The sequence below is a fragment of the Insolitispirillum peregrinum genome, assembly GCF_900156605.1.
In the GTDB taxonomy this organism is placed as follows: domain Bacteria; phylum Pseudomonadota; class Alphaproteobacteria; order Rhodospirillales; family Rhodospirillaceae; genus Insolitispirillum; species Insolitispirillum peregrinum.
This window is the reverse complement of sequence record NZ_FTOA01000001.1, coordinates 819503-841162: the sequence shown is the minus strand read 5'-3', so window position 1 is coordinate 841162 and position 21660 is coordinate 819503. Positions and strand designations below refer to the sequence as shown.

At 60.5% G+C, this 21660-nt stretch carries 17 protein-coding genes, 1 tRNA gene, 1 pseudogene and 1 CRISPR repeat array; of the genes and pseudogenes, 13 read left to right on the top strand and 6 right to left on the bottom strand.

Annotated elements, in window-relative coordinates; all coding sequences use genetic code 11:
* The first annotated feature begins 84 nt into the window (after positions 1–84).
* Together BW995_RS03540 and BW995_RS03535 are read left to right on the top strand one after the other, a co-directional pair.
* Positions 85–1179, top strand: a complete 1095-nt coding sequence (locus tag BW995_RS03540; protein ID WP_076398768.1) for a DmpA family aminopeptidase — start codon at positions 85–87, stop codon at positions 1177–1179.
* 15 nt (positions 1180–1194) lie between these two features.
* Positions 1195–2049 (top strand): MurR/RpiR family transcriptional regulator, encoded by an 855-nt coding sequence (locus BW995_RS03535; RefSeq protein WP_076398926.1) that lies wholly within the window; start codon positions 1195–1197, stop codon positions 2047–2049.
* A gap of 10 nt (positions 2050–2059) precedes the next feature.
* On the opposite strand, the gene BW995_RS03530 is transcribed toward BW995_RS03535, so the two are convergent.
* From BW995_RS03530 to BW995_RS03515, 4 genes are all read right to left on the bottom strand, one after another.
* Positions 2060–2938: a hypothetical protein gene (locus tag BW995_RS03530; protein ID WP_076398767.1), complete on the bottom strand. Its 879-nt coding sequence runs from the start codon at positions 2936–2938 to the stop codon at positions 2060–2062.
* Positions 2935–3816 (bottom strand): hypothetical protein, encoded by an 882-nt coding sequence (locus BW995_RS03525; RefSeq protein WP_139332736.1) that lies wholly within the window; start codon positions 3814–3816, stop codon positions 2935–2937. The genes BW995_RS03530 and BW995_RS03525 overlap by 4 nt, the downstream gene beginning before the upstream one ends.
* A 98-nt stretch (positions 3817–3914) precedes the next feature.
* Positions 3915–5621, bottom strand: coding sequence for a hypothetical protein (locus BW995_RS03520; protein ID WP_076398765.1), 1707 nt, complete (start codon positions 5619–5621; stop codon positions 3915–3917).
* Between the two features lie 113 nt (positions 5622–5734).
* Positions 5735–8035 carry a hypothetical protein gene (locus BW995_RS03515; protein WP_076398764.1) on the bottom strand — a complete coding sequence of 767 codons (2301 nt, stop codon included), beginning with the start codon at positions 8033–8035 and terminating at the stop codon, positions 5735–5737.
* Between the two features lie 382 nt (positions 8036–8417).
* Between BW995_RS03515 and BW995_RS20385 the strand changes: the two genes are divergently transcribed.
* The 5 genes and pseudogenes from BW995_RS20385 to cas2 all read left to right on the top strand — a co-directional run bounded on the left by BW995_RS20385 (position 8418) and on the right by cas2 (position 13509).
* Entirely contained in the window at positions 8418–8954 is a 537-nt protein-coding gene (locus BW995_RS20385) for a hypothetical protein (protein ID WP_139332735.1), read from the top strand.
* Entirely contained in the window at positions 8929–12153 is a 3225-nt protein-coding gene (gene cas9 / locus BW995_RS03510) for a type II CRISPR RNA-guided endonuclease Cas9 (protein WP_175616966.1), read from the top strand. The genes BW995_RS20385 and cas9 overlap by 26 nt, the downstream gene beginning before the upstream one ends.
* On the top strand, positions 12150–12353 hold the full coding sequence (locus BW995_RS03505) for a hypothetical protein (protein ID WP_076398762.1): 204 nt from the start codon (positions 12150–12152) through the stop codon (positions 12351–12353). Before cas9 ends, BW995_RS03505 begins: the two co-directional genes overlap by 4 nt.
* 12 nt (positions 12354–12365) lie before the next feature.
* A pseudogene (cas1, locus tag BW995_RS03500) lies at positions 12366–13043 on the top strand (type II CRISPR-associated endonuclease Cas1); the annotation flags it as partial.
* Positions 13044–13221: 178 nt separating this feature from the next.
* Positions 13222–13509 carry a CRISPR-associated endonuclease Cas2 gene (gene cas2 / locus BW995_RS03495; protein ID WP_217696037.1) on the top strand — a complete coding sequence of 96 codons (288 nt, stop codon included), beginning with the start codon at positions 13222–13224 and terminating at the stop codon, positions 13507–13509.
* A 74-nt stretch (positions 13510–13583) separates the two neighbouring features.
* A CRISPR array of direct repeats spans positions 13584–14083; the repeat unit is 36 nt; unit sequence ATCTTAGCTGTTCAGAAAATGCGGTCAACCCGCAAC.
* 141 nt (positions 14084–14224) lie between these two features.
* Here the strand turns inward: cas2 and BW995_RS03490 are convergent.
* Together BW995_RS03490 and BW995_RS03485 are read right to left on the bottom strand one after the other, a co-directional pair.
* Positions 14225–14314 (bottom strand) — tRNA-Ser (locus tag BW995_RS03490).
* A 59-nt stretch (positions 14315–14373) separates the two neighbouring features.
* Positions 14374–15276, bottom strand: coding sequence for a DMT family transporter (locus BW995_RS03485; RefSeq protein WP_076398760.1), 903 nt, complete (start codon positions 15274–15276; stop codon positions 14374–14376).
* 117 nt (positions 15277–15393) lie between these two features.
* On the opposite strand from BW995_RS03485, the gene BW995_RS03480 reads away from it, so the two are divergent.
* The 6 genes from BW995_RS03480 (at position 15394) to BW995_RS03455 (ending at position 21615) form a co-directional block, all read left to right on the top strand.
* Positions 15394–15903: a MarR family winged helix-turn-helix transcriptional regulator gene (locus tag BW995_RS03480; protein WP_076398759.1), complete on the top strand. Its 510-nt coding sequence runs from the start codon at positions 15394–15396 to the stop codon at positions 15901–15903.
* Positions 15904–16007: 104 nt separating this feature from the next.
* Positions 16008–17306 (top strand): lytic murein transglycosylase, encoded by a 1299-nt coding sequence (locus BW995_RS03475; protein WP_245821238.1) that lies wholly within the window; start codon positions 16008–16010, stop codon positions 17304–17306.
* 138 nt (positions 17307–17444) lie between these two features.
* On the top strand, positions 17445–18389 hold the full coding sequence (locus tag BW995_RS03470; protein WP_245821236.1) for a septal ring lytic transglycosylase RlpA family protein: 945 nt from the start codon (positions 17445–17447) through the stop codon (positions 18387–18389).
* An 82-nt stretch (positions 18390–18471) separates the two neighbouring features.
* Positions 18472–19686 (top strand): D-alanyl-D-alanine carboxypeptidase family protein, encoded by a 1215-nt coding sequence (locus BW995_RS03465; RefSeq protein ID WP_076398756.1) that lies wholly within the window; start codon positions 18472–18474, stop codon positions 19684–19686.
* Between the two features lie 178 nt (positions 19687–19864).
* Positions 19865–20509, top strand: coding sequence for a dTMP kinase (gene tmk / locus BW995_RS03460; RefSeq protein WP_076398755.1), 645 nt, complete (start codon positions 19865–19867; stop codon positions 20507–20509).
* A complete protein-coding gene (locus BW995_RS03455) occupies positions 20506–21615 on the top strand; it encodes a DNA polymerase III subunit delta' (protein WP_076398754.1) in 1110 nt (369 codons plus the stop codon). Before tmk ends, BW995_RS03455 begins: the two co-directional genes overlap by 4 nt.
* Positions 21616–21660 lie beyond the last annotated feature (45 nt).

Here is a 21660-nt window from a genome sequence, read left to right as displayed (position 1 = left end):
TTTTCTGAAAATGTTGATTGACTAACATGCGCCGGTCAGAGCATCGTTTGCCCTGTTCTGCTTCCCTGCCCGCGAGGTTCCCCCATGTCTTCATCGCCCGATCCTGCTCTGGTCTCGCCATCCGGCTCGTTGCGTGCCCGTGGATTGGGCCTGCCCGTGCCAGGCCGGACCGGCCTGCATAACGCCATCACCGACGTGGCAGGTGTCACGGTTGGCATGACCACCCTGACCGATCCCGCCAACCCGGCCCTGCACACCGGCGTCACCGCCATTCTGCCCCGTCCGCGACAGGACTTGCTGGCGCCGGTGTGGGGGGGGGCCTTTGCGATGAACGGCAATGGTGAAATGACCGGAACGCACTGGCTGCACGAAGCAGGCTGGTTCACCGGGCCGATCACCATCACCAACAGCCTGTCTCTGGGGCGGGCGCACCATGGCACCATTCGCTGGATGATCCGCGAGTTTGGCCCACGCCTTGACCGACACGGGCTATGGCTGCTGCCGGTCGCCGCCGAGACCTATGATGGCTGGCTGAATGACATCTACGCCCAGTCGGTCACCGAAGATCATGTGCTGGCCGCCATTGATGCCGCCACGGCGGGGCCGGTGGCCGAAGGCAGTGTCGGCGGTGGCACCGGGATGATCGCCTATGAGTACAAGGGCGGAACCGGCACTGCCTCGCGCGTGGTGACCCTGAAAGGGAAGGACTATACCGTTGGCGTGCTGGTGCAGGCGAACCACGGCCTGCGGCCATGGCTGACGGTGTGCGGCAAGCCGGTCGGCAAGGCGTTGCCGGGCAAGGCGGTGTGGACGCAGGAAAAAGGCTCGATCATTGCGATTGTGACCACCGATGCGCCCTTGCTGCCGATCCAGTTGCAACGACTGGCGCGACGGGCGGCAATCGGCATTGGTCGCGGCGGCACGCCATCGGGCAACAACTCGGGCGATATCTTTCTGGCCTTCAGCACCGCCAACTCTCCCGGACCTCTCCCCGAGCCGCCGGAGCTGTCATTGACCGCCGTCGGCAATGACCTGCTGGACCCGATGTTCATGGCGGTGGTCGAGGCGGTTGACGAAGCAGTCCTGAACGCCATGCTGGCCGCTACGCCCTGTCTGGGGCGCAAGGGGCGTTTTGTCGAAGCCCTGGATGGCGCATACTTGGCGTCGCTGTTTTCCTGAGCCATGCGGGATGTGATGGATAGTCTTCTTGCCGTGTTCCAATCCCCCGAGGCCCGCCGCACCAAGGCCGGGCGCTTGCTGTCGGAGTACTTTGCCCAGAATCTGGCAACCATTCCGTTCGAGACGGCCGCCTCCATCGCCGCCCATGTCGGGCTGAGTGCGATGACCGTCACCCGCTACCTGCGCGAGTTGGGGTATGGCAGTCTGGACGCCCTGAAATCCGAACTGCGCCACGGCCCGATCAGCTCGGCGTGGGAGTTGCAGGATACGGTTGATGACCTGCGGCGCGATCAGGGGAACGGGCGTTTGGTGTCCGGGATGGTGATCCAGCAAATCGAAGCCCTGCAAAGCCTGAACAAGCTGTCCCACAGCCCGGAATGGGACGAGGCCGTGCGTCGTCTGACGCAGGCTGGCGGTGTGTTTATCGCCTCTTTTCAGAATATCAGCGGTATCGCCCGCTATTTTTCCGAACAGATGTCCTATGTTCGGCCGGCGGTCCGCTATATGGATGGCCTGAACGGAACTTATCTGGAGCTGTTCGACGGCGATCCCGCCGGGCGCTTGCTGGTGCTGATCGACTGTCGCCGCTTTGCCAGCAAGTCGCAGCTGTTGTTTGATGAAGCCTGTGCCGCAGGCATCCCGATTTTGCTGATCACCGACACCCACTGCGATTGGGGGCAGGCCGAGGGGGCCGTTACCCTCAGCATTCCGGCGATGAGCTGGCGGGCGTGGGATTCCTTCATGCCGCTGGCGGCGCTGCTGGACTTGCTGGTGACCAGCGCCATCGCCGTGCAGGGGGAAAGCGTGCTGGAGCGCAGCAAGGCCATCCGCCGCCTGCAAGACCGTTTCGGAGATTTCGAGCGGCGGTAGGGGCCCCTGGCTAAAGAAAACAGTCCGGGGTGAGTGCTTTCTCCTCTGCTGCCAGCGCACGGGCCTCTCGCAATACAGGGGCGCGCCAGATGATGCGGCCATCGTCGGAGGAGCACAGCGGGGCGTCGTCTTCGTCCTGCGCCCATGGATGGGTTCGGGCAATCTCCCACAGTGGGCGCAAAGGAGTCACCCCCAGCCGGACAGCACGGGCCAGGGCGTGAGCCAATTCGGCAGGGGACGGGTAATAGGGTGACAGCAGGCGGGCCCGGGCTGCCGATGGCCCCGCCCAGTCGAGTCCGCGCTTGACCATGGTGGCGACGGCGGTGACGCTGGTCAGCGCCGCCGGGGTATCTGCCACCCACGCCATGGTGGCAACGTTGACATTCGCGCACAGGTCAACGTCGTTGGGAACGTAGCGCGGATCCAGCCAGGTGAAATGGCATCCTTCGGTATGCCATGGTTTGGCAGCCCCCGAGACCCAGGCCATGCGGAAGCGGTTCAGGACCGGCAGCACCCGTTCGGCCAGAGATGCCCGAGGCCAGCGTCCGCCGTTGACCAGCGCCAACGAGAACAGGGCGGTATCATCGGCATCCGGTACCAGTGGCAGGGGCATCCAGGACGGATGTTCGCCAAGGGGATAAAAGCGGAAGCTGCCCGGCTGGTCCGGGGCCTCGCAGCGGGCAAGGAAGTCCAGAGCCCGTTCACGGGCGGCGGTGGCCGCCTGTGACTCCCCGGCAGCCGCCAGGGCATCCAGCACCAGAGCCGTGACAAAGCCGTTTTCATCGTCAGCCGGCCCATCGGGCAGAAAGACCACCGATGGAAAGGCTCCACGGTCTGTCTGGGTGGCGAGAATCCGTTGCAGGCGATCGGCCCTGATGGGGATGCTCATCCGCAGCTCTCCTCGGGTGGTGCCAGTCCAAAGCTCACCGTTGGCGGTGCGTCGCCGACCAAGGTGATGCCGAACATGGTGTGGCGGGTGGTCAGGTCGGCCAGATTTGCCAGCGGTGCGGACAGGTCGGCGTACAGCCCCAGATCCCAGCCATACCGCCGCCCCAGCGACAGCAGGGAACTGCGAATGCTGCCTTCCCGGCCAAACAGGGTGCGGGCGTGGGTATAGAGGGTGACGGCGACCGGGCCGGTGGGGGCGCGGGCGTAACTGTATCCGAACACCGATCCCGGCAAGTCCCGCTGGACGGGAAAGCCGAAACACAACGACAGCAGCTCCAGCAGCTCGGCCTTGCGGTGAGCCAGCCCGCCCCGCCACAGGACGGTTCCGACTTCGTGGCTCATCATGTCGGTGATGCGCCCGTAAATTTCGATCCGGCCATCGGTGGGGTCAACGCCAATCATCTCAACCCGCTGCGGGCGGTTGGGGAGAACCCCCGGACACTCCAGCACTCCGCTGGCATAGGCTTCGGCTGCAGAGGCAGCCTGTTCCGGGACTTCCAGATACAGCTTGAAACGGTCTTCGGCCTGTCGGTGGCGGACACCGATAAAGGCGTGGAAGCGCGGCTGACCCTGTTGCCACAAGGCTTGAGCCGTCTCCAGCGGTTCGGAGGGCAGGGTCGGGGCTCCCAGCCGGTGCCACAGGGCCAGCAACTCCGGCAGATCTTGCACCCCCGGATCGACGGTATAGCGCAGGGACAGCGGATCATGGGTGGCAAAGGCAATTTCCAGCGGGTCGCCCGGCATGGTCAGGGTGCTGCCTCCCCAGTCGCCCCCGCTGGTCAGTCGGCGCGCCAGCGCGACGGGTAGTACCTCTGCCATGCGCGCTGCCTCGGCCGGGAGCCAGCGGGATATGACCGCGTGCGCCCACGACAGGGTGGGGGGAAGGCCTCCCCCCACCGGGACGGTTGGATCGGGACTCAGCATTGGTCTCCTGTCAATGAGCCGGTTGCAGGGAGTATCAGGGTTGCCGGTGCAGGAACGGACGTCTGCTTTTCTGTCCGCTTGCTGCCATCGCTCAGGCTGTAAACCGCGCAATAGCTGATGGTGGGAACCGATCCGGGGCGGGCGACGGGATAGGTCGCATACTCGAAACCGCTGGCCGGGGTGAAGGTCATCGTTGAGGATTCAGCAGGGTGGGCATCATTGCAGAGGGTCAGGGTCACGCTGTCAACAGTCTTCCAGTCCACCAGCGTCGGGTTGACGGTGATGGAATAGGGAATGGCATGCGGGGCCAGATGGAGACTGCTGTTGGCCGAAATGGCGTTGGTGAAAGTCCCCATCGTTTGATCAATCAGCGAACCGGCAAAGGACAAGGCTGCGAGGTCCGGGGAAATGGCGGCAAAGGTATAGGTCTGGCTGGGAGCGGCTTTGGTCAGCATCACGGGCTTGTTGGCTCCGTTCATCGTCCACTGGCTGTTGTCGGGCAGGCCAAGGTTGCCGTTCTCGGTCGAGAACAGGGTCAGGTTAAACCGCTGGGAGTCCGTCAGGCCGCTGGCAGTGACGGTGGTGGTTTTCACCGTGAACGGATTCCCGTCAAGGATCACCCGCGGTAACGGCGGTACTTGTGCTGGCAGCGCATAGCTGCCGGTCTGGAGCGCGGCTCCCGGCTCGATGCTGCCGCTGAGGGCATAGGTGACGGCATACGAGAACGGGCCAGGCTGATAGTCACCGCTGGTGATTTGCAAGATGGCCGGTGCCTGTGTCGTTTTGGTGGTGGCACCATAGGTATAGCTGATGCTGATGCCGCCCAGCACCGGAGCCATTGCCGGAGCGACATCAAAAATGCGCACTCCCATTTCACTCAGGACAACCGTGCTGTTGCGTTCGCCGGTCACCGTCGCGGTGTAGCTGGACAGGCCCGAAGCCTGGGTATAGTGGACGGTATAGGTATAATCGTACAGCAGGGTCCAGGCGCTTCCTTGCTGTGTTTCAAAAATATCGGCACCTGTCGGACCGGGCTGGCTGGCCGTCAGGGTGATCTGCGGCGGCTGTCCACCCGGATTGGTTGGCATCACCGTAATGTGGTCAATCGGCAGGCAGTCAAAATAAGCCGAGTCCACCGAGAAGGCGATGGTTGCCAGCGGAGGCACCGGCGGCAACAGCAGAACCGGTGCCGTGGCTCCGGTCGCCTGGACGGAGAACGTTTGTCCTTCGTTCAGGGTATAAATCAGGGACCAGTCATAGCTGGCAGCAGACAGGGGAAGATAGCGTGCAACCGTGTCGTTGGGGCTGAAGCGGAAGTACTGCCCGTTCACCTGTACCTCTGCCTCGCTGACCCGCGACCAGGCAATCTGGACAGGTACGATCGACAGGGTACGGGGCAGGGAAACATTGGCACCGACCACGATCGGGCTGCCCGCTCCGGCGGCCACCGCCATGCCAAAGGATGTTGCGGCACCGGCCTGCGGGACCAGCATGCCGTGGTAAAACAGCGTGCCATCCACCGCAGGGCCAGGATCAAAGGTCCACGATGCCGTTGGCTCGGCCGCAGTCAGAATGAACCACTGTTCGGCGCTGTAGGCGTTCAGCGTGTCCACATAGGTCAAGCCGACCGCAATTTCCGATAAGGTCGCACCGGGACCGGTCAGTCCTTGCGACTGGACGTGATAGGTAATCGAACTCATGGACGGATCCTCACGGGCCTGCCGGGATGAAGGGTGACTGAAAAGGTCGGGGAAGACCGTTGCTGGTCTTCCCCGTTTCCCCCGGGCGTGCGTTGGATGGCGCACGCCGTTTTTCAGGCAAAGGTCGCAGGTTCAGCCTCGGGCAGGGTCGCCAGACCAGGCCACAGGCGCTTGTGCGCCGCCGCCAGCGTCGGGGCCGCCACATCCGGATCCAGATGCAGTTGCTGGTTGGTGTACAGCGCCCGCGTGGTAACCGTCGAGGACAGGATCAGGGTGTTGTACTGGCACAGGGTCTGCGGCACGTTGATCGTCTGCCCCATGCCGGGAGCCGGGATGTAGCTCATGGTGTAATACCAGTCGAGCTGGGTCTTGATCCCGTCCACCAGGAAGGTGCGGAACTTCGGCCCGGTCCCCTTGATGAACGAATAGCTCTGCATCTGTTCCAGCCCGCCCCGAGAATCAATCAGGTAGGCATTCAGCGACACCATTCGCCAGATGTTCCAGTCCACCAGCGATGGATCGATGATAACGGTGTACGAGGTCTGGGTGCCACTGACGCCAATAAAGACCCCGTCATTGTTCCACGGGGTGTTCGGCCGCACGATCTTGCCGTTGATGACCATCTGCTGAGAGGTGATCTGCGGATAGGCCGCCGGATTGTTGGGGGCGGTAAACTCCCAGTCGGCAGGCTGGGCCGACGAACTCGGCAGATACCAGGTCTTTGACGGTGCCGAGACGTCGTTGTTGGGGTCCACCCAGCGGGCACTGACGCCAACGTTGGACATGCCGTTCGACCACTCGACGTACAGCATCACGGTCTGCGGGGTCAGCGGCGAGTTGATCAGCACCCGGTTGGCATTGTCCGGCGTGGTCGGAGCCATGGTAATCGCCGTGCCATCGCCCATAATGTACTTGACCGCATACTGGTAGGGGGTCGTATAGGGCAGGTAGGTGAAGAACTGGATCGGCGTCACCGTCTGGTTGTCGCGGAAGGTCAGAACCTGTGTGACCGTCTGCGGATCCGTCTGGGTGTCGGAGGCAGGATTGACGAAGGTGAAATCAACTTCGACGTAGTCGACCTTGCCGGCTCCCAGCCCGAACGGAATGTTGGTGCACTGGAACGAAACGGCCAGCGCCTTCAGATCACCGGCATTGATGGTGACCGCCGGAGTTGTCAGGGCATTGGTGGCAACCGACGGAGACTGCCAGGACTGTCCGCTGACGTACTGAACGACATAGTAATAGCTGTAGTTCAGGTTGGGTGCACCAGAGGGAGACACTGCCGCCGGGCGGGAGAAGATCCAGTTGGACGAGGCATCGGTCAGCGTACCAATGTCATTCCCCGACGGCGAGCTGACGTAAAGCATGACGCCAGAGATCCCCACCACCGACAGGTTGGTGTTTTCCAGCGCAAAAACAACGGTCAGCGGGCGGGTATCAACGGTACGGAACACTTCTGCCCACACCGCGGGTGTAAAGCCCGGCAGCTGGGTCGCGCTTTGTGCTACCCAGATCACCACCTGATTCTGCACGTAGTGTGTCGAGAACGACGACACCTGATTCATGCTGAAGGTGTAGTCCTGACCAGCCGGCACATTCTGCGACATCATGGCCATGGTCTGGTTGACCGATGCCTGCACCTGATTTTGCAGGGTCTGGTTGGCCCAGTTGGTAATCTGTTGGCCCTGTGACGAGTCCGGGTCAATCGCACCCCAGACGATATTGATCGTCCCGGCCTGCGACTGCTTCAGATACTGGTTGATGGTGACGGTTTCCTTGGTGACCGACCCCCAGATGTTCTTGTCAACCTTGATGGTCTGTTCGAACTGGTAGGCGGTCTGGGAGTCAAAGGAGATGGTCACATCAACCCCGGGCAGCGATCCCGGAACCTGCATCTGGTATTCAACCGAGAAAACACCGGCATTCGGCCCGTTGAAAGCGTTGACGAAGGCCTGGACAGCCGCCTGGCTGGGCAGGCTGACGCTCCACGATGCCTGCCCCGAGCTTTGGGCGGCCTGACCGATGGTGGTGGTGGGCTGCAGCGACGGCCAGGCAACCGTCGAAAATGCCTGCATGGCACCCTGTTCGTCGGGATACTGATAGTTGAACCAGGCGCTGCCGCCGCTCCATTCCCACGCACCGATGATGGCACCGGGGAACTTCTCCTGCACGGCTCCGACCGCACCGGGCGGTGTCTGCAGCACGGTGGTGAAATTGCACTGCCCGGTCGTTTCCTGGCCATTGTTGAACGAGGTCAGGGAGAACGAAGGCAGACCCGTGTTGCCGATCTGGATGATCGGTTGCGGCAAAATGTAATAAACACCGTCCTTCAGATTGTCTTTATAGACCTGAATACTGTAGCTGCTCCCGTTATAGGTGTAGGTGATCAGCTGGGATGTGGACAAATCAATCATTGTCGTCTCCTGAAGGGTTTATGCGTTTCGCATTCCACCATAAAATGATCTTATGGATATATTATTCTCATAAGTTGCAATTCATGGCGTGCGCCTGCCTTCCCCGGAACTCATTCTAGGGTTCATCATCCAGAGACGTGTGTGGTCAAGGCACGTCATCCAGTGATGGCATAGACGGAACATCATGATGTCATGGAGAGTCAATGAGAAAAATAGTGATTTTTTATTTGGACATGATTCTCATATCTGTATCAATGATTGTTAGTGTTACAATATTTGAATTGTAATTTTGTTTTTATTGGAAGAGTTTCTTTTTGTTTATTTTGAATTAACATTCCACGGATACGACTTTTACGAGAAAAATTGTTTCATATGAAAGTAAATGAAGCCTGCCAAATGCAATCCATGCTTGTTTTTGTCTGGTGGCTGGAATTCCAGCGACAAGGATCTCTGGGAAGATGCCCCGCGATGCGTCCTGCCGAGATATACATCCTATGAGTTTATTTTTTTGAGTTGGAACAGGCTTCACAGGGGACATGTGAATGCCCTCACCGGGCTTGCAGGCCCTGGAGTGGCCGTAATTCTTTCCATAACAAGCTGTTGCACCGTCTGTGGAGTTGCCAAAGCATCGACGGTCAGTTCACCGGCTGAACAGGAGAATGGCCTGCGCAGCATTGCTGTCCAGACAACAAAAAAGCCGCCACTCCGGCTTCACGGTGTGCGGCTGTTTGCTGGGGGACGGAGAAAAAACAAAAGCGGGCCGGAGCCCGCTTTCGCATTTGGTGGCATCAGCCGTGTTAACAGGCTGACCGCATTTTCTGAACAACGCGAGCACGTTGTCATAAAACAGTCCATCCGTCAATATGATCCGCATAAACACGTTAAAGTGGAGAGTGACGGTGTGGAAGCTGGGGCTTGATCTGGGTACCAATTCGATTGGCTGGTGTGCTTTTACGTTTTCCGAGGGACACGATCCTGACTGGAGCGACTGGCGACTGACCGATGCCGGGGTGCGGATTATTCCTGACGGCCGCGAACCGGCGGCGGATGGACGTGTCGGAGAATCCCTGGCTGTCAACCGAAGGCAAGCGCGGGGGATGCGGCGCAACCGCGACCATGGCAACAATCGTATCAAGGCATTGGCAAAGGCGCTGATCGATTATGGCCTGTTACCCGTTGAGAGCAGTCAACGATCAGCCCTGTTAACGGAAAGCCCCTATCAGTTGCGCGCCTTGGCGGTCACCACAGGCCATCCGCTGACGGCGCACCAACTGGGGCGTGTCTTGCTGCATCTGGGGGTGCGTCGCGGCTTTTTGTCCAATCGCAAGACGGACAAGGCCGATGACGACGCGACGGTTTTCAAGCAAAAGATCAGCCAGCTTCATCGGGTATTGCAGTATCGTGTCCTGACCACTGCCGATCTGGAAGCTCTCCCCGACGATGCCCCGCCCGCACAGACCCCATGGACACTGGGCGAGTTCCTGTGGCAACGGGAGCAAGCTGGCCTGATGATCCGTTTCCGGGGCGAGCAGGGGGATTTGTATCCCGACCGCGCCATGTATCGCGCAGAATTTGACCGTATCCGCGCCGTACAGGCACCGTTCCATCCCTCGCTGACGGCAGCGGACTGGGACCGCTTGCGCGACAACCACATTTTGTTTCAGCACCCCTTGCGGCCAGTTAAACGGGGGGCGTGCTCTTTTTATCCCCAGCATCCCCGGACGTTCCGCGACACCCCGATTGCGCAACAGTTCCGCATCTCCAAGGAACTGAGCATCCTGCGTGTGATCATGCCGGACCAGAGCAGCCAGCGCCTGACTGCCGGGCAGTACCGGGCCATTGCCGATGTTCTGGGCCGTCAGGAGAAAGCCACCTTTGCAGGAATCCGTAAACTGAAAGGAACCGACGGCACGCCGCTGTTCCCCAAAGAAAGCCGTTTCAACATCGAAGACGATCGCCGCAAGCATCTTGAGGGCAACCGTGTGGCAACTGCCCTGCGCAAGTCGTCCAAAGCAAATATCCTGATGCCGCTGTGGGATACGCTGCCTGACAACGTGCTGAATGATATCTTTGAACGCCTGCACAACCCGGTTGATAGCGGGCGGATCATGGATGATGCGGCGCTGGTCGGGTCGCTGGTGCGTGACTTTGGCCTGACCAATGCGGCGGCCCATGCGTTGATGGAATTGCCGCTGGGGGCCTTGACCACCAGCTATTCCCGACAGGCGATGGAAGACCTGTTGCCGATCATGGCAACGCAGGGACTGGATGAATACGATGCTGCCGTCGAGTTGCTGGGGGAAGACGAAGCCAAACGTCGGCTGGCGGGCTTTCAGGCGTCGGAAACCCTGTACGAGCGGTTGCCGTATTACGGGGAAGTCTTGCGCGGTAGCCTGTTGGGGGCGGACCCACGCAAACCCGAAGACAGTGATCCCGAGGGGCACTATGGCAAGATCGGCAATCCGACAGTTCATATTGCCCTCAATCAGGTGCGCAAGCTGGTCAACGAACTGATCGACCGTTTTGGCGAGCCGCCAGCCACCATTCAGGTCGAACTGTCGCGGGACCTGAAGCTGCCCAAGGTCAAGCGCGAGGCGATCAGCAGCCAGATTGCCAAAAACGAGAAGGCCAATAAAAATCGCATTGATCAATGGAAAGTGATGACCAATGGCGCCGAGCCAACAGCAGCAGACCTGCGCAAGATCAAGCTGTGGGAAGAGCTGGCCCGCGATGAGGTCGCCCGCCGGTGCGTGTTTACTGGCCGGGTGATCTCTGCCCAGCATCTGGTGAACGGAGAGGTGGAGGTGGAACACCTGCTGCCCCGTTCGCGCACGCTGGACGACGGAATGAACAACCTGACCCTCAGTTTCCGCAATGCCAACCGGCTAAAGGGCAACCGCACCCCTTACGAGGCATTCGGGCTCAATCAACATGCCGAACAAGGGATCGTCTGGGCCGAAGTGCTGGAGCGTGCCAAGGGGCTGTCTCCGGCCAAAGCGGCCCGCTTTGGCGCGTCAGCGATGGATGACTGGGAAGTCGGGACCAACTTTATCGCCCGCCAGATGACCGACACCGCCTTTATTTCCCGTGCCGCCCGGCGGTATCTGACAGCCGTCTGCGAGGACGTGATGCCCGCGCCGGGACGCTTGACGGCGATGATCCGCAGCCAGTGGCGGCTGAATGGCCTGTTGTCCGATGACAACCAGAAAAACCGCAATGACCATCGCCACCATACGGTGGATGCCTTTGTGATCGGGCTGGCCAACCGCTCGATGCTTCAGCGGGTGTCGTCAGCGATGAGCCACGACCGCGAACAGGTGCGGCTGCCCGATTTGCCCGATCCCCTGCGGCAAGCCCTGCGCGACCGGCTGAACAGTCTGGCGGTATCGTTCAAGCCCGATCACGGTGGCAGCGGGGCGATGTTCAAAAAAACCGCTTATGGCTTTGTCAAAACCCCCGATGGCCACAAGCCCGATTACAATCTAGTGACTCGCAAACGGCTGGACGATCTGTCTTTAGACGAGCTGGATGTCATCCGTGACGGGCAATGGCGTGCACAGGTGCGGGAGTACCTGGAGGCAAATGCCCAAAAGCCGTTGAGTAATGACACGGAGCGGCGGCGGCTGTTGGCGGAATTCGGACAAAAACACGGGGTGCGCTCAATCCGCATTCTGGCAAAAGACCAGTCGGTCGAACCTGTCAAAAGTGCGCCGTACAAAGGCTACGCCAAGGGCAGCTATGCCTGTTGCGACGTCTGGTCCCTGCCTGATGGGGAGCCAGGGAACTGGAAGGCAGGGAGTTTCAAATGGAAAGGGAAATTCTGGTCCTACGGTGAGTGTAGCAAGGGTCTTCCGCCTTCGGTCACCAGTGGAAAACCTCATCCGGCGGCGAAATTCATTACCCGCCTGTTCAAGGATGATGTAATCGCCCTGTCTGAGGGAGGCCGGGATGTTCTGTATCGTGTGGTAAAACTTCTGGCTTCTTCTAAGCGTATCCATATGCAACCCATCGTAATTGCAAAAAGTAATGGTCGTTCTGTTACGATTAATGAGCTTCAGAAGCATCATTTTCGCAAGGCGAGCATTTCCCCAAGCGGGGTGGTGCAGGTGCCATCATGATCGGGGGCGTGCTGGAACTGGCGCAGGAAGGCCGCTCGCTGGGATTGGCGCACGGCTTTGCCTGCATTTATGACCATCACACCGAAATCGGTCGGGTGCCGCTGGATGATTTGACCGCCGTCCTGTTAACGGCCCATCAAATCACCCTGACCAAACCGGTGCTGTCGGCATTGATGGAACGCGGCATTCCGCTGATTTGATGTGGTGACAACTATCATCCTGATGGTCTGATGTTGCCCTATCGCGGTTATTACCAACAGACGGGGGTTTTGAAACAGCAGATTGCGCTGTCCGAAACGCGGCGCAAGCGGTTGTGGCAACAGATCGTGCGGGCAAAAATCGCCCAGCAGGAACAGGTGTTGGCGCAATGGCAGGGGGATGAACACATTCGTCAGGCATTGCGCCTTTTGCAACAGCAGGTGCAATCCGGTGATCCGCACAATATCGAGGCGCAGGCGGCCCGACTGTACTGGCAAACCTTGATGGGAACCGCCTTCCGCCGTGATCAACAGGAACCGGGGATCAATGCCTGCCTGAATTACGGCTATGCAGTGGTGCGGGCGGCCACCGCGCGGGCGGCCATTTCTGTCGGTCTGACCCCGGCATTGGGCATTCATCACTGCAATGAGTCCAATGCCTTTGCCCTGATTGATGACCTGATGGAACCATACCGCCCGGCCGTTGACCATGTGGTTCGGGCGGTGGTGGGGGATATCGGCGAGACTGCTGACCTGATGGTGACACCTGCCGTCAAAAAACGGCTGGTGGCGGTGTTGTTGCATGATTGTGCCGGGCCGGACGGCATTACGCCGTTGATGACAGCGGTGCGGATTTTGGCGTCGTCATTAGTGGCGGCATTGGGCGAGCGGAATGCGTCCCTAAAGCCGTGAGCCGTGCTCACAGCTTTAGTCTTTTGTTGTGTCGCATTGTTTTTGCGAAAACCGGTTCCCACTTTTCGCACAATGCTCGCGTCATTCCGGCGGTGTCACTCTCGACCGAGGTGCCCTGATGCGGGTGCGCGAGACTGGCCCTTGGGCAAGCGGGTATCGTCTGTTGTGGATGCTGGTCATGTTTGATCTGCCGGTGGTCGAGGCTGAGGAACGCCATCAGGCAACAAAATTTCGCCACGTTCTGCTGGACCATGGTTTTGCCATGGCCCAGTATTCCGTCTATTATCGCATTCTGGCCGGGAAAGAGGCCGCCGAGGCAATGACCAAGCATATTGCCGCCGCCGCTCCGCCCAAAGGGCATATCCAGATTGTGACCTTGACGGACAAACAGTATGCCAACATCGTCAGCCTGCGGGGGCGTGAATACGAGCCTTCGCCAGAAAACGAGCAACTTTCGCTGTTTTGATGGGCTGATTCTATCGGTTTTTCTCGCAGAAAAAAGCCTGTATCCCATATGGATCAATGGGGTACAGGCTCTCTATCTTAGCTGTTCAGAAAATGCGGTCAACCCGCAACGGTTCGTCAATGCACAACTACGGCCTAGCTATCTTAGCTGTTCAGAAAATGCGGTCAACCCGCAACAAACGGAATGCGCCTGAGAGCAAAAATACAATCTTAGCTGTTCAGAAAATGCGGTCAACCCGCAACAGTAATCAAATCGACCGTTTCAAGACCAGTATCTTAGCTGTTCAGAAAATGCGGTCAACCCGCAACCGGCGATGCGCGCTGGAAGGGTTCCTTCCTATCTTAGCTGTTCAGAAAATGCGGTCAACCCGCAACATGAGCAACGGTAGTTTGGGGGTGGTGGGGCGATCTTAGCTGTTCAGAAAATGCGGTCAACCCGCAACAAGCACATACACATCATAAGGACCACGGAAATCTTAGCTGTTCAGAAAATGCGGTCAACCCGCAACTGGGAATGTTCTGGATCGGTACGCAAAAATATCTTAGCTGTTCAGAAAATGCGGTCAACCCAACCTGCACCGCCAAAGGAACGGGGTCCGGGGCCGACTGGCCCCGGCGAGGTGTGGAGCAGCGCTCCACGACCCTGTTTTTTGTTCCCCACCTCCTCGACAGGCAACAAAAAAGCCGTCTATCTCCTTGAGACAGACGGCTTTTTATGGCGGAGGGGGTGGGATTCGAACCCACGGTAGGCTTCCACCTACGGCGGTTTTCAAGACCGCTGCCTTAAACCACTCGACCACCCCTCCGCAGTTGGGGCGCCGAAGCGCCCCTTATGTATCGAGTTCTTGCCCCGCCGTCCAGTATTTTATGCAGCCCGGCGACGGCTGACCAACACAATCCCCAGCACAATCAGCACCATGGCGATGCCCAGCCCGGCGGGGGGAACTTCGCCGAGGACCAGAACGGCGATGGTTGAGCCGACGATGGCGGCAACCCAGCCGATCTGGCTGAGGGCGACCGGGCCACCCAGCTTTTGCAGGTAAAAGAACACCGCATAGGTGATGGCCAGAATGGCGGACTGGATGGCGATATCGCTCCACGCGCCCACACCGGCGGGGCTGATGACCGGGTTTTCACCGGCCAGCAGGGACGCCAGCCCGACCTCCAGCGCGGCAGCGACCATCATGCCGGGAGCCAGCGACAGCGGAGACGACCCCTGCGGCCAATGCAGGCTGCGATAGATGTTGCCGATGGCGATAAAGACCGGCGAGGCAACGGCCATTGCCACCCACAGCAGGGCGTCCTGCTGGGCGATGCCTTTGCTGAGGGCGAGGCCACCGGCGCCGGTCAGGCCGAGAATGATGCCCAGCGTGCGCAGCAGGGCCGGGGGTTCCAGTCGCATCGCCACCGCCAGCACATAGGTCAGCAGGGGCGGGAAGGCGAGGCAAAAGGCGATGAAGCTGGCGCCGACGTGCTGGATGGCCAGAAATGACAGGCCGTTGGGAACGGCAAAGCTGAAAATGCCTGCGATGGCATAATACAGCAGGTGGCGTTTGCCCAGCGCGGGCGGCTGGCGGCTGGCGATGGCCACGCCCCACAGGCCGAGGCCGCCGAACAGGGTGGACCAGAACAGGAAGGGCAGCGGTTGCCAGCCGTGGTGCAGGGCCAGCTTGGCGGTGTTGGTCAGGACGCCCAACAGGCTGCCGACGATAACGACGCAACCGATGACCGGCAGCATGGGGGCGTGGGGGGCATGGGGGGATGACATGGCAAAAAGGCCCTTTGATCAGGGGACTGCCGGGGATTGACCCTTGGTCCGGGAGGGGATCGGCGCTATAATTGTCTTATCGAAAAGTATCTTAACATCAAGATATATTGGTGCATAATGTCTCACCCTCCACAAAAGCCGTCAGACCGGGCAGCCTTTGCTGCCGCCCAGTGGCGACGGGAACGGCCCGATCTGGACCCGTTTCCGATGGAAGTGCTCGGTCGGCTGGCCGAAGCGTCCCAGCACATTTCGCGGGATCGCCTGTTGCCGCTGTTCGAGCGGTATGGCTTGCAAGGGGGGGAATTCGACGTGCTGGCAACCCTGCGGCGCAGCGGTGATCCCTGTGCCCTGACCCCGACCGCGCTGTACGAGGCGACGATGGTTTCCTCGGGCGGGATGACCAATCGACTTGATCGGCTGGAAAAAGCAGGCTTTATTGAGCGGCAGCGCCATCCGACCGACCGGCGGGGAACGCTGGTTGTGCTCACTCCGCAGGGGAGGGCGCTGATTGACGAGCTGCTACCGTTGCATATTCAAAACGAACAAACCGTTCTGTCCGTGCTGACCAGCGACGAGCAGCAGATGCTGAACGATTTGCTGCGGAAATTGCAGGGTATCAGCGAATAAGAGCGGGTTAATTCCGGCTTCGAAATAAATTTTCCGTCTTCAGACGGACCATCAACAGGAGAAAGCAGGTGGTTTCATATCAGTCTGTTAGCAAGAAATGCTCGGTGATTGGTTCCACCTGTGTTGCCGCACTGATGGTGTTTGGCTGTGCATCGTCCGCCACTACTACCAATGCAGCGAAGGCAACGCCTCCTGCTCCGCAGGCACAGGCGACCACAGCTCCCTCCACTGCGGCCGCCCCGACCGCTGACAGCGTGACCATCGACCCCGCCGATTTCCGCCGCTGGCTGGACGGGGTGCGCAGTGATGCTCTGGCGCAAGGCATTTCAGCCCGCACGCTCGATCGTGCCTTGCCGGGTATTCAGCCGCAGCCTCGGGTGCTGGAGCTGGACCGCCGCCAGCCGGAATTCACCCAGACCTTTGGCAGCTATCTGCAAAAAACCGTTTCCGCCCGCCGGATTGCCGATGGCAAGGCGATGTTGGCCAAACATCAGGCGTTGCTGGGGCCCATCGAGGCGCAATACGGTGTGCAGGCGCGTTTCCTGCTGGCCTTCTGGGGGCTGGAGACCAACTATGGCAGCAACTTTGGCGGCTTTCCGGTGCTCGGTTCGCTGGCGACGCTGGCCTATGATCAGCGTCGCCCGGCCTTTTTCCGCCGCGAGCTGATGGCGGCGCTGGCGATTGTCGATGCCGGAGACATTCCAGCCGACAAGATGGTTGGCTCGTGGGCCGGGGCGATGGGGAACCTGCAATTCATGCCGTCTACCTTCCGCGCCCATGCGGTGGACCGCGATGGCGACGGACGGCGCGACATCTGGGGCAGTCTGCCGGACACCTTTGCCTCGGCGGCGAAATACCTGTCCGATGAAGGCTGGAAGCGCGGGCAGGGCTGGGGCCGCGAAGTCATCCTGCCGACCGGGTTCAGCTATGAGCAGGCTGACCTGAGCATTCGCAAGCCGGTTTCCGAATGGCTGGCGCAAGGCGTCAGGCCCGCCAGTGCCAGCGCCCTGCCAGCCAGCGAGGGTGGGGTGCAGGCCTCCATCGTTGTCCCGGCCGGGGCGCGCGGTCCGGCCTTTATGGTCTATGACAATTTCCGCGTCATCATGGTGTGGAACAAGTCGATCCTCTACGCGCTGGGGGTGTCTTATCTGGCCGACCAGATGGTGGGCGGGGCAGGGTTGGTGGTGCAGCCACCCGCCGACGATGTACCCCTGCGGCGCAGTGACATCACTGAGATGCAGACCCTGTTGGCCCGTCTGGGCTATGACCCCGGTCCGGCTGACGGCATGGCCGGGGGGCAGACCCGTTCCGCCCTCAAGGCATTCCAGACCCGACAAGGCCTGATTGCCGATGCCTATCCCAGTCAGGAAGTTTTGTCTCGTTTGCGTTCGGTGGCTCAGTAAAGGTTGCGCCTGTGACCCGTTATGGCTAGTCTGTTTCCGCCATTTCCAGCACCCGAAGGACAGTACTGTCAGATGCCCACGCTGTTGAAGCCACAAGCTGCTTATCGTTTGGCTGTCCTGGCGGGAGCATGCCTTGCCTTGAGCCTGGGTGCCTGCTCGGAAACCAAGCTGGCCGTCAATACGGCCAAGGAGGTCGCGCCGACGCAAAGCAAGATCGGCGGCTATAAAATCGGCAAGCCCTATCAGATTGATGGCGTCTGGTACTATCCGCAGGAAGATTTCAACTACGTCGAGGAAGGCGTTTCCTCGTGGTATGGCCCGACGTTCCATGGCAAGTCCACCGCCAACGGTGAGACCTATGACATGATGGACCTGACCGCCGCGCACCGGACCTTGCCGATGCCCAGCGTCGTGCGGGTGACCAACATGGAAAACGGTCGCTCGCTGGTGGTTCGGGTCAACGACCGTGGGCCGTTCGCCCGCAACCGCATCATCGACGTGTCCAAACGGGCGGCGCAGTTGCTGGGATTCCACGAACAGGGGACCACCCGCGTCCGTGTTGAAATCCTCGCCGATGAAAGCCGGGCGCTGAAGGCGCAGGCCATTGCGGCTTCGGGGGACATGCCGGCGGTGACGGCGGCCCCGCGTGGGTCGATCAGTTCGGAAAGCCTGGACAGCCCGCCGTCATCGGGCGGAAGCAGCAGTGGTAGCGGTGCGGTCACGACGGCGTCGCTGTCATCGCCGCCGCCGTCATCCTCATCCTCATCCTCATCTTCTTATAGTGGCGGGGCCTCGACCTCGACGGCGGGAAGCAGCGCGTCTCACGGAGCCGCCAGCTATACCCCGACCACAACCGGGACCAGCTATGTGCAGGCGGGGGCGTTCTCGGACAAATACAACGCGGAACGCCTGAAAAAAGAGTTGAAAAATCTGGGGGCGGCCACCATCTCGACGGTTCAGGTCAACGGGCGCGAGCTATATCGCGTGCGCCTCGGGCCCCTGTCCAGCACATCCGAGGCCGAACGTCTGTTGTCGGCGGTTCAGGCCAAGGGTGTCTCGGGTGCGAAGGTCGTGAACGACTGACGTACCATGCGCGGGCTGGTCTCCAGCGGCCAGTTTCAGCGCAGTTTTTCTTTCGGATCCTTGTGAGGCTGATATCAAGACCATGGCCCGCTACCGCCTTTCCCTGTCCCTGGCTGCCAGTGCGGTGGCCCTGGCTGCCCTGTTCGGGGGGGCTGCCCCCGGATATGCCCAGCAAGCTGTCGAAACCAAAGCCCGCGAGGCTTTGCTGCTGGATTACGAAACCGGGACCGTCCTCCTCAACAAGAATGCCGACGAGCGGATGCCGCCGTCTTCGATGAGCAAGCTGATGACCGCCGTGATGATCTTTGATCGTCTGAAGGAGGGTTCGCTGTCTCTGGACGAAAAGTTCCGCGTCAGCCAGAACGCCTGGAAAACCGGCGGCGCGGCCTCGGGCAGTTCGACGATGTTCCTGCATCCCAATCAGGAAGTCCGTGTTGAAGACCTGCTGCGCGGTATCATCATCCAGTCCGGGAACGACGCCTGCATCACCGTGGCGGAAAACCTGCTGGGTACCGAAGCCGCCTTTGCCGAGGCGATGAACCGCCGGGCGAAGGAAATCGGCTTGACTGGCAGCCATTTCATGAATGCCACCGGCCTGCCGGACGAAAACCACTACATGACCCCGCGCGATCTGGCCAAACTGGCGCGCTTCATCATGGAACGCTTCCCGGAATACTTCTCGATCTACAGCGAGAAGGAATTCAGCTATAACAACATTCGTCAGCACAACCGTAACCCGTTGCTGTACACCATGCCGGGTGCCGACGGGATGAAGACCGGCCACACCTCGGTGGCGGGGTATGGCCTGACGGCAACCGCCAAGATTGATGACCGTCGCCAGATTCTGGTGATCAATGGTCTCGACACCATGGCGGCGCGGTCGGATGAAGCGCAAAAGCTGATGGACTGGGGCTTCCGGAATTTTGAAAACCGCACCCTGTTCACCAAGGGTGAGGTGGTCAACACTGCCGATGTGTGGCTGGGGGATATGGACGAAGTGCAGTTGGTCGCCGACCACGACCTGCGCTTTACCTTGCCCCGTCGGGCCGCGCAGAATCTGGATGTCAAAGTGGTCTATAATGGCCCGATCCCGGCACCGATCACCAAAGGGCAGCCGATTGCAAGGCTGGTGGTAAACGGTACCGACATGCCGACCCCGCTGGAAGTGCCGCTGGTGGCGGCCACCGATGTGGACCGGCTGGGGTTCTTTGGGCGTCTGGGGGCTGCGGCCCAGCACCTGATCTTTGGCCATGCCCAGAAGCAGATCGAGTCCGTGGCGTCTGCTGTCAAGCAGTGATTGATCCGCAGGCCTGAACGTTTGTTTTTTTAGAGGGTACCTTTGGGGCTGTCACGCCCTGAAGGTACTCTTTGCGTTCAACCAGGTTAGAGCAGCGCTCCATGCTCCTGTTGCCTGTGTGTTACCTGCTGTCGCGTCACATTTACCGCCCACTGGTTCAGAGCATTGTCGGGGTGTCATGTCTAACGGTCGTTTTATCACCTTTGAGGGTGGAGAAGGTGCGGGCAAGTCAACGCAGGTCCGCCGTCTGGCCGAGGCTTTGCGCGCCCGAGGCATCGATGTCCTGACCACCCGTGAGCCGGGGGGATCAGAAGGCGCTGAACAAATCCGCCGCTTGCTGGTCGAGGGGAGTGCCGACCGCTGGGATGGCCTGACCGAGACGCTGTTGCACTACGCCGCCCGCCGGGATCACCTGCGTCGGGTGATCCGCCCCGCACTGGCGGCAGGGACGTGGGTCATTTCAGACCGTTTCAACGATTCCACCCGGGCCTATCAGGGCTATGGTCACGGCTTGCCGCAGGGTGATCTTGCCGCCCTGTATCAGCTTGTTTCCGAAGGACTTTCTCCAGATTTGACGATCGTTCTTGATCTGCCGGTGGAGGTTGGCCTGCAACGGGCAGGGCTGCGCGGTGGCGACGAGAACCGCTATGAAGGCATGGCTTCGGCCTTTCATCAGCGGTTGCGGACGGGCTTTCTGACCATTGCCGCCGCCGAGCCGGAACGCTGCCGGGTGATCAGCGCCGATCAACCCCTTGATGCGGTCCACGGTGAGATTGTTGCGGTAATAGAACAGTCGTTTAAAGAGCTGGCGGCGGCTTCATGAAAAAGAACGCCGCTGAAACCCTGGCCGATCAGGCCCCCTTGCCCGAACCCCATGCCAACCATCATCTGGTCGGCCACGAGGCCAGCGAGCAGGAAGTGCTGGCGTCGTGGGCATCGGGTCGGATGCATCATGCCTGGCTGATCAGTGGCAAGCGCGGGATCGGCAAGGCGACCTTTGCCTATCGGCTGGCCCGCTTCGTGCTGGCCGAGGGCAGCGGGCAGGGCGCGCAAGGCTTGTTCGGGCCGCCGCAAAGCCTGGACATTCCGGCAGATCATCCGGTCAGCCGCCGCATTGCACAGGGGGCGCATCCCGACTTGCGGATCGTCCAACGTCAGTGGGACGAGAAAAAGAAGCGCCGCAAAGGTGAAATCGTCATTGATGATGTGCGCAGCATCGGCACCTTTTTGTCGATGACCTCGGGCGATGGCGGCTGGCGAGTGGTGGTGGTGGATGCCGCCGACGAGATGAACCGCAATGCCGCCAATGCCTTGCTAAAGGTTCTGGAAGAACCGCCCAAACGATCGTTATTGCTGTTGCTGGCCCATAATCCGGCTCGCCTGTTGCCGACCATCCGGTCCCGCTGCCGCCGCCTGACCCTGTCGCCGCTGGCCGATGAGCAGGTTGTGACACTCGTTCGCTCTGCCATGCCAAACCTTGGCGTTGACGATGCGCAGTCGCTGGCCCATCTGGGGGAAGGCAGCGCAGGGCGGGCGCTGGAGCTGGCCGAGGCTGGCGGGCTGGAGCTGTACCAGACCATGATCGCGTTGTTGCGCGGGCTTCCACGGCTTGATGTGGTCGGGCTGCATGCCTTTGCCGATCACGCCTTGCGCGGGGATGACGGCTTTCGGATGACCGCCGAACTGTTCCTGTGGTGGTTCGGGCGGGCTCTGGCCGCTGGCGGGCGCGGGCAGGCTCCGGTCGAGGTGATCCCCGGCGAGAATGCTTTGGTTCGGACCCTGATGGCGTCAGCACCCCTTGATCAGTGGGTGCAGGTGTGGGAAAAGGTGAACCGTTTGTTCGAGCGGGCCGATGCGGTGAACCTGGACAAGAAACAGGTCCTGATCAGTGCCTTTTCTGCCATCGAGCGTCTGGTGCGCCCCCGCTGACCCCCGTTTTTCCGCCTCCTTTCCACGGGGCGGTGCCGTATCCCA

What these genes read in the sequence shown, in the direction of transcription:
- BW995_RS03540 (WP_076398768.1), top strand. Translation starts at nt 85, where the DNA reads ATGTCTTCATCGCCCGATCCTGCTCTGGTCTCGCCATCCGGCTCGTTG.
- BW995_RS03535 (WP_076398926.1), top strand. Translation starts at nt 1,195, where the DNA reads ATGGATAGTCTTCTTGCCGTGTTCCAATCCCCCGAGGCCCGCCGCACC.
- BW995_RS03530 (WP_076398767.1), bottom strand. Translation starts at nt 2,938, where the DNA reads ATGAGCATCCCCATCAGGGCCGATCGCCTGCAACGGATTCTCGCCACC.
- BW995_RS03525 (WP_139332736.1), bottom strand. Translation starts at nt 3,816, where the DNA reads ATGGCAGAGGTACTACCCGTCGCGCTGGCGCGCCGACTGACCAGCGGG.
- BW995_RS03520 (WP_076398765.1), bottom strand. Translation starts at nt 5,621, where the DNA reads ATGAGTTCGATTACCTATCACGTCCAGTCGCAAGGACTGACCGGTCCC.
- BW995_RS03515 (WP_076398764.1), bottom strand. Translation starts at nt 8,035, where the DNA reads ATGATTGATTTGTCCACATCCCAGCTGATCACCTACACCTATAACGGG.
- BW995_RS20385 (WP_139332735.1), top strand. Translation starts at nt 8,418, where the DNA reads ATGAAGCCTGCCAAATGCAATCCATGCTTGTTTTTGTCTGGTGGCTGG.
- BW995_RS03505 (WP_076398762.1), top strand. Translation starts at nt 12,150, where the DNA reads ATGATCGGGGGCGTGCTGGAACTGGCGCAGGAAGGCCGCTCGCTGGGA.
- cas2 (WP_217696037.1), top strand. Translation starts at nt 13,222, where the DNA reads ATGTTTGATCTGCCGGTGGTCGAGGCTGAGGAACGCCATCAGGCAACA.
- BW995_RS03485 (WP_076398760.1), bottom strand. Translation starts at nt 15,276, where the DNA reads ATGTCATCCCCCCATGCCCCCCACGCCCCCATGCTGCCGGTCATCGGT.
- BW995_RS03480 (WP_076398759.1), top strand. Translation starts at nt 15,394, where the DNA reads ATGTCTCACCCTCCACAAAAGCCGTCAGACCGGGCAGCCTTTGCTGCC.
- BW995_RS03465 (WP_076398756.1), top strand. Translation starts at nt 18,472, where the DNA reads ATGGCCCGCTACCGCCTTTCCCTGTCCCTGGCTGCCAGTGCGGTGGCC.
- tmk (WP_076398755.1), top strand. Translation starts at nt 19,865, where the DNA reads ATGTCTAACGGTCGTTTTATCACCTTTGAGGGTGGAGAAGGTGCGGGC.
- BW995_RS03455 (WP_076398754.1), top strand. Translation starts at nt 20,506, where the DNA reads ATGAAAAAGAACGCCGCTGAAACCCTGGCCGATCAGGCCCCCTTGCCC.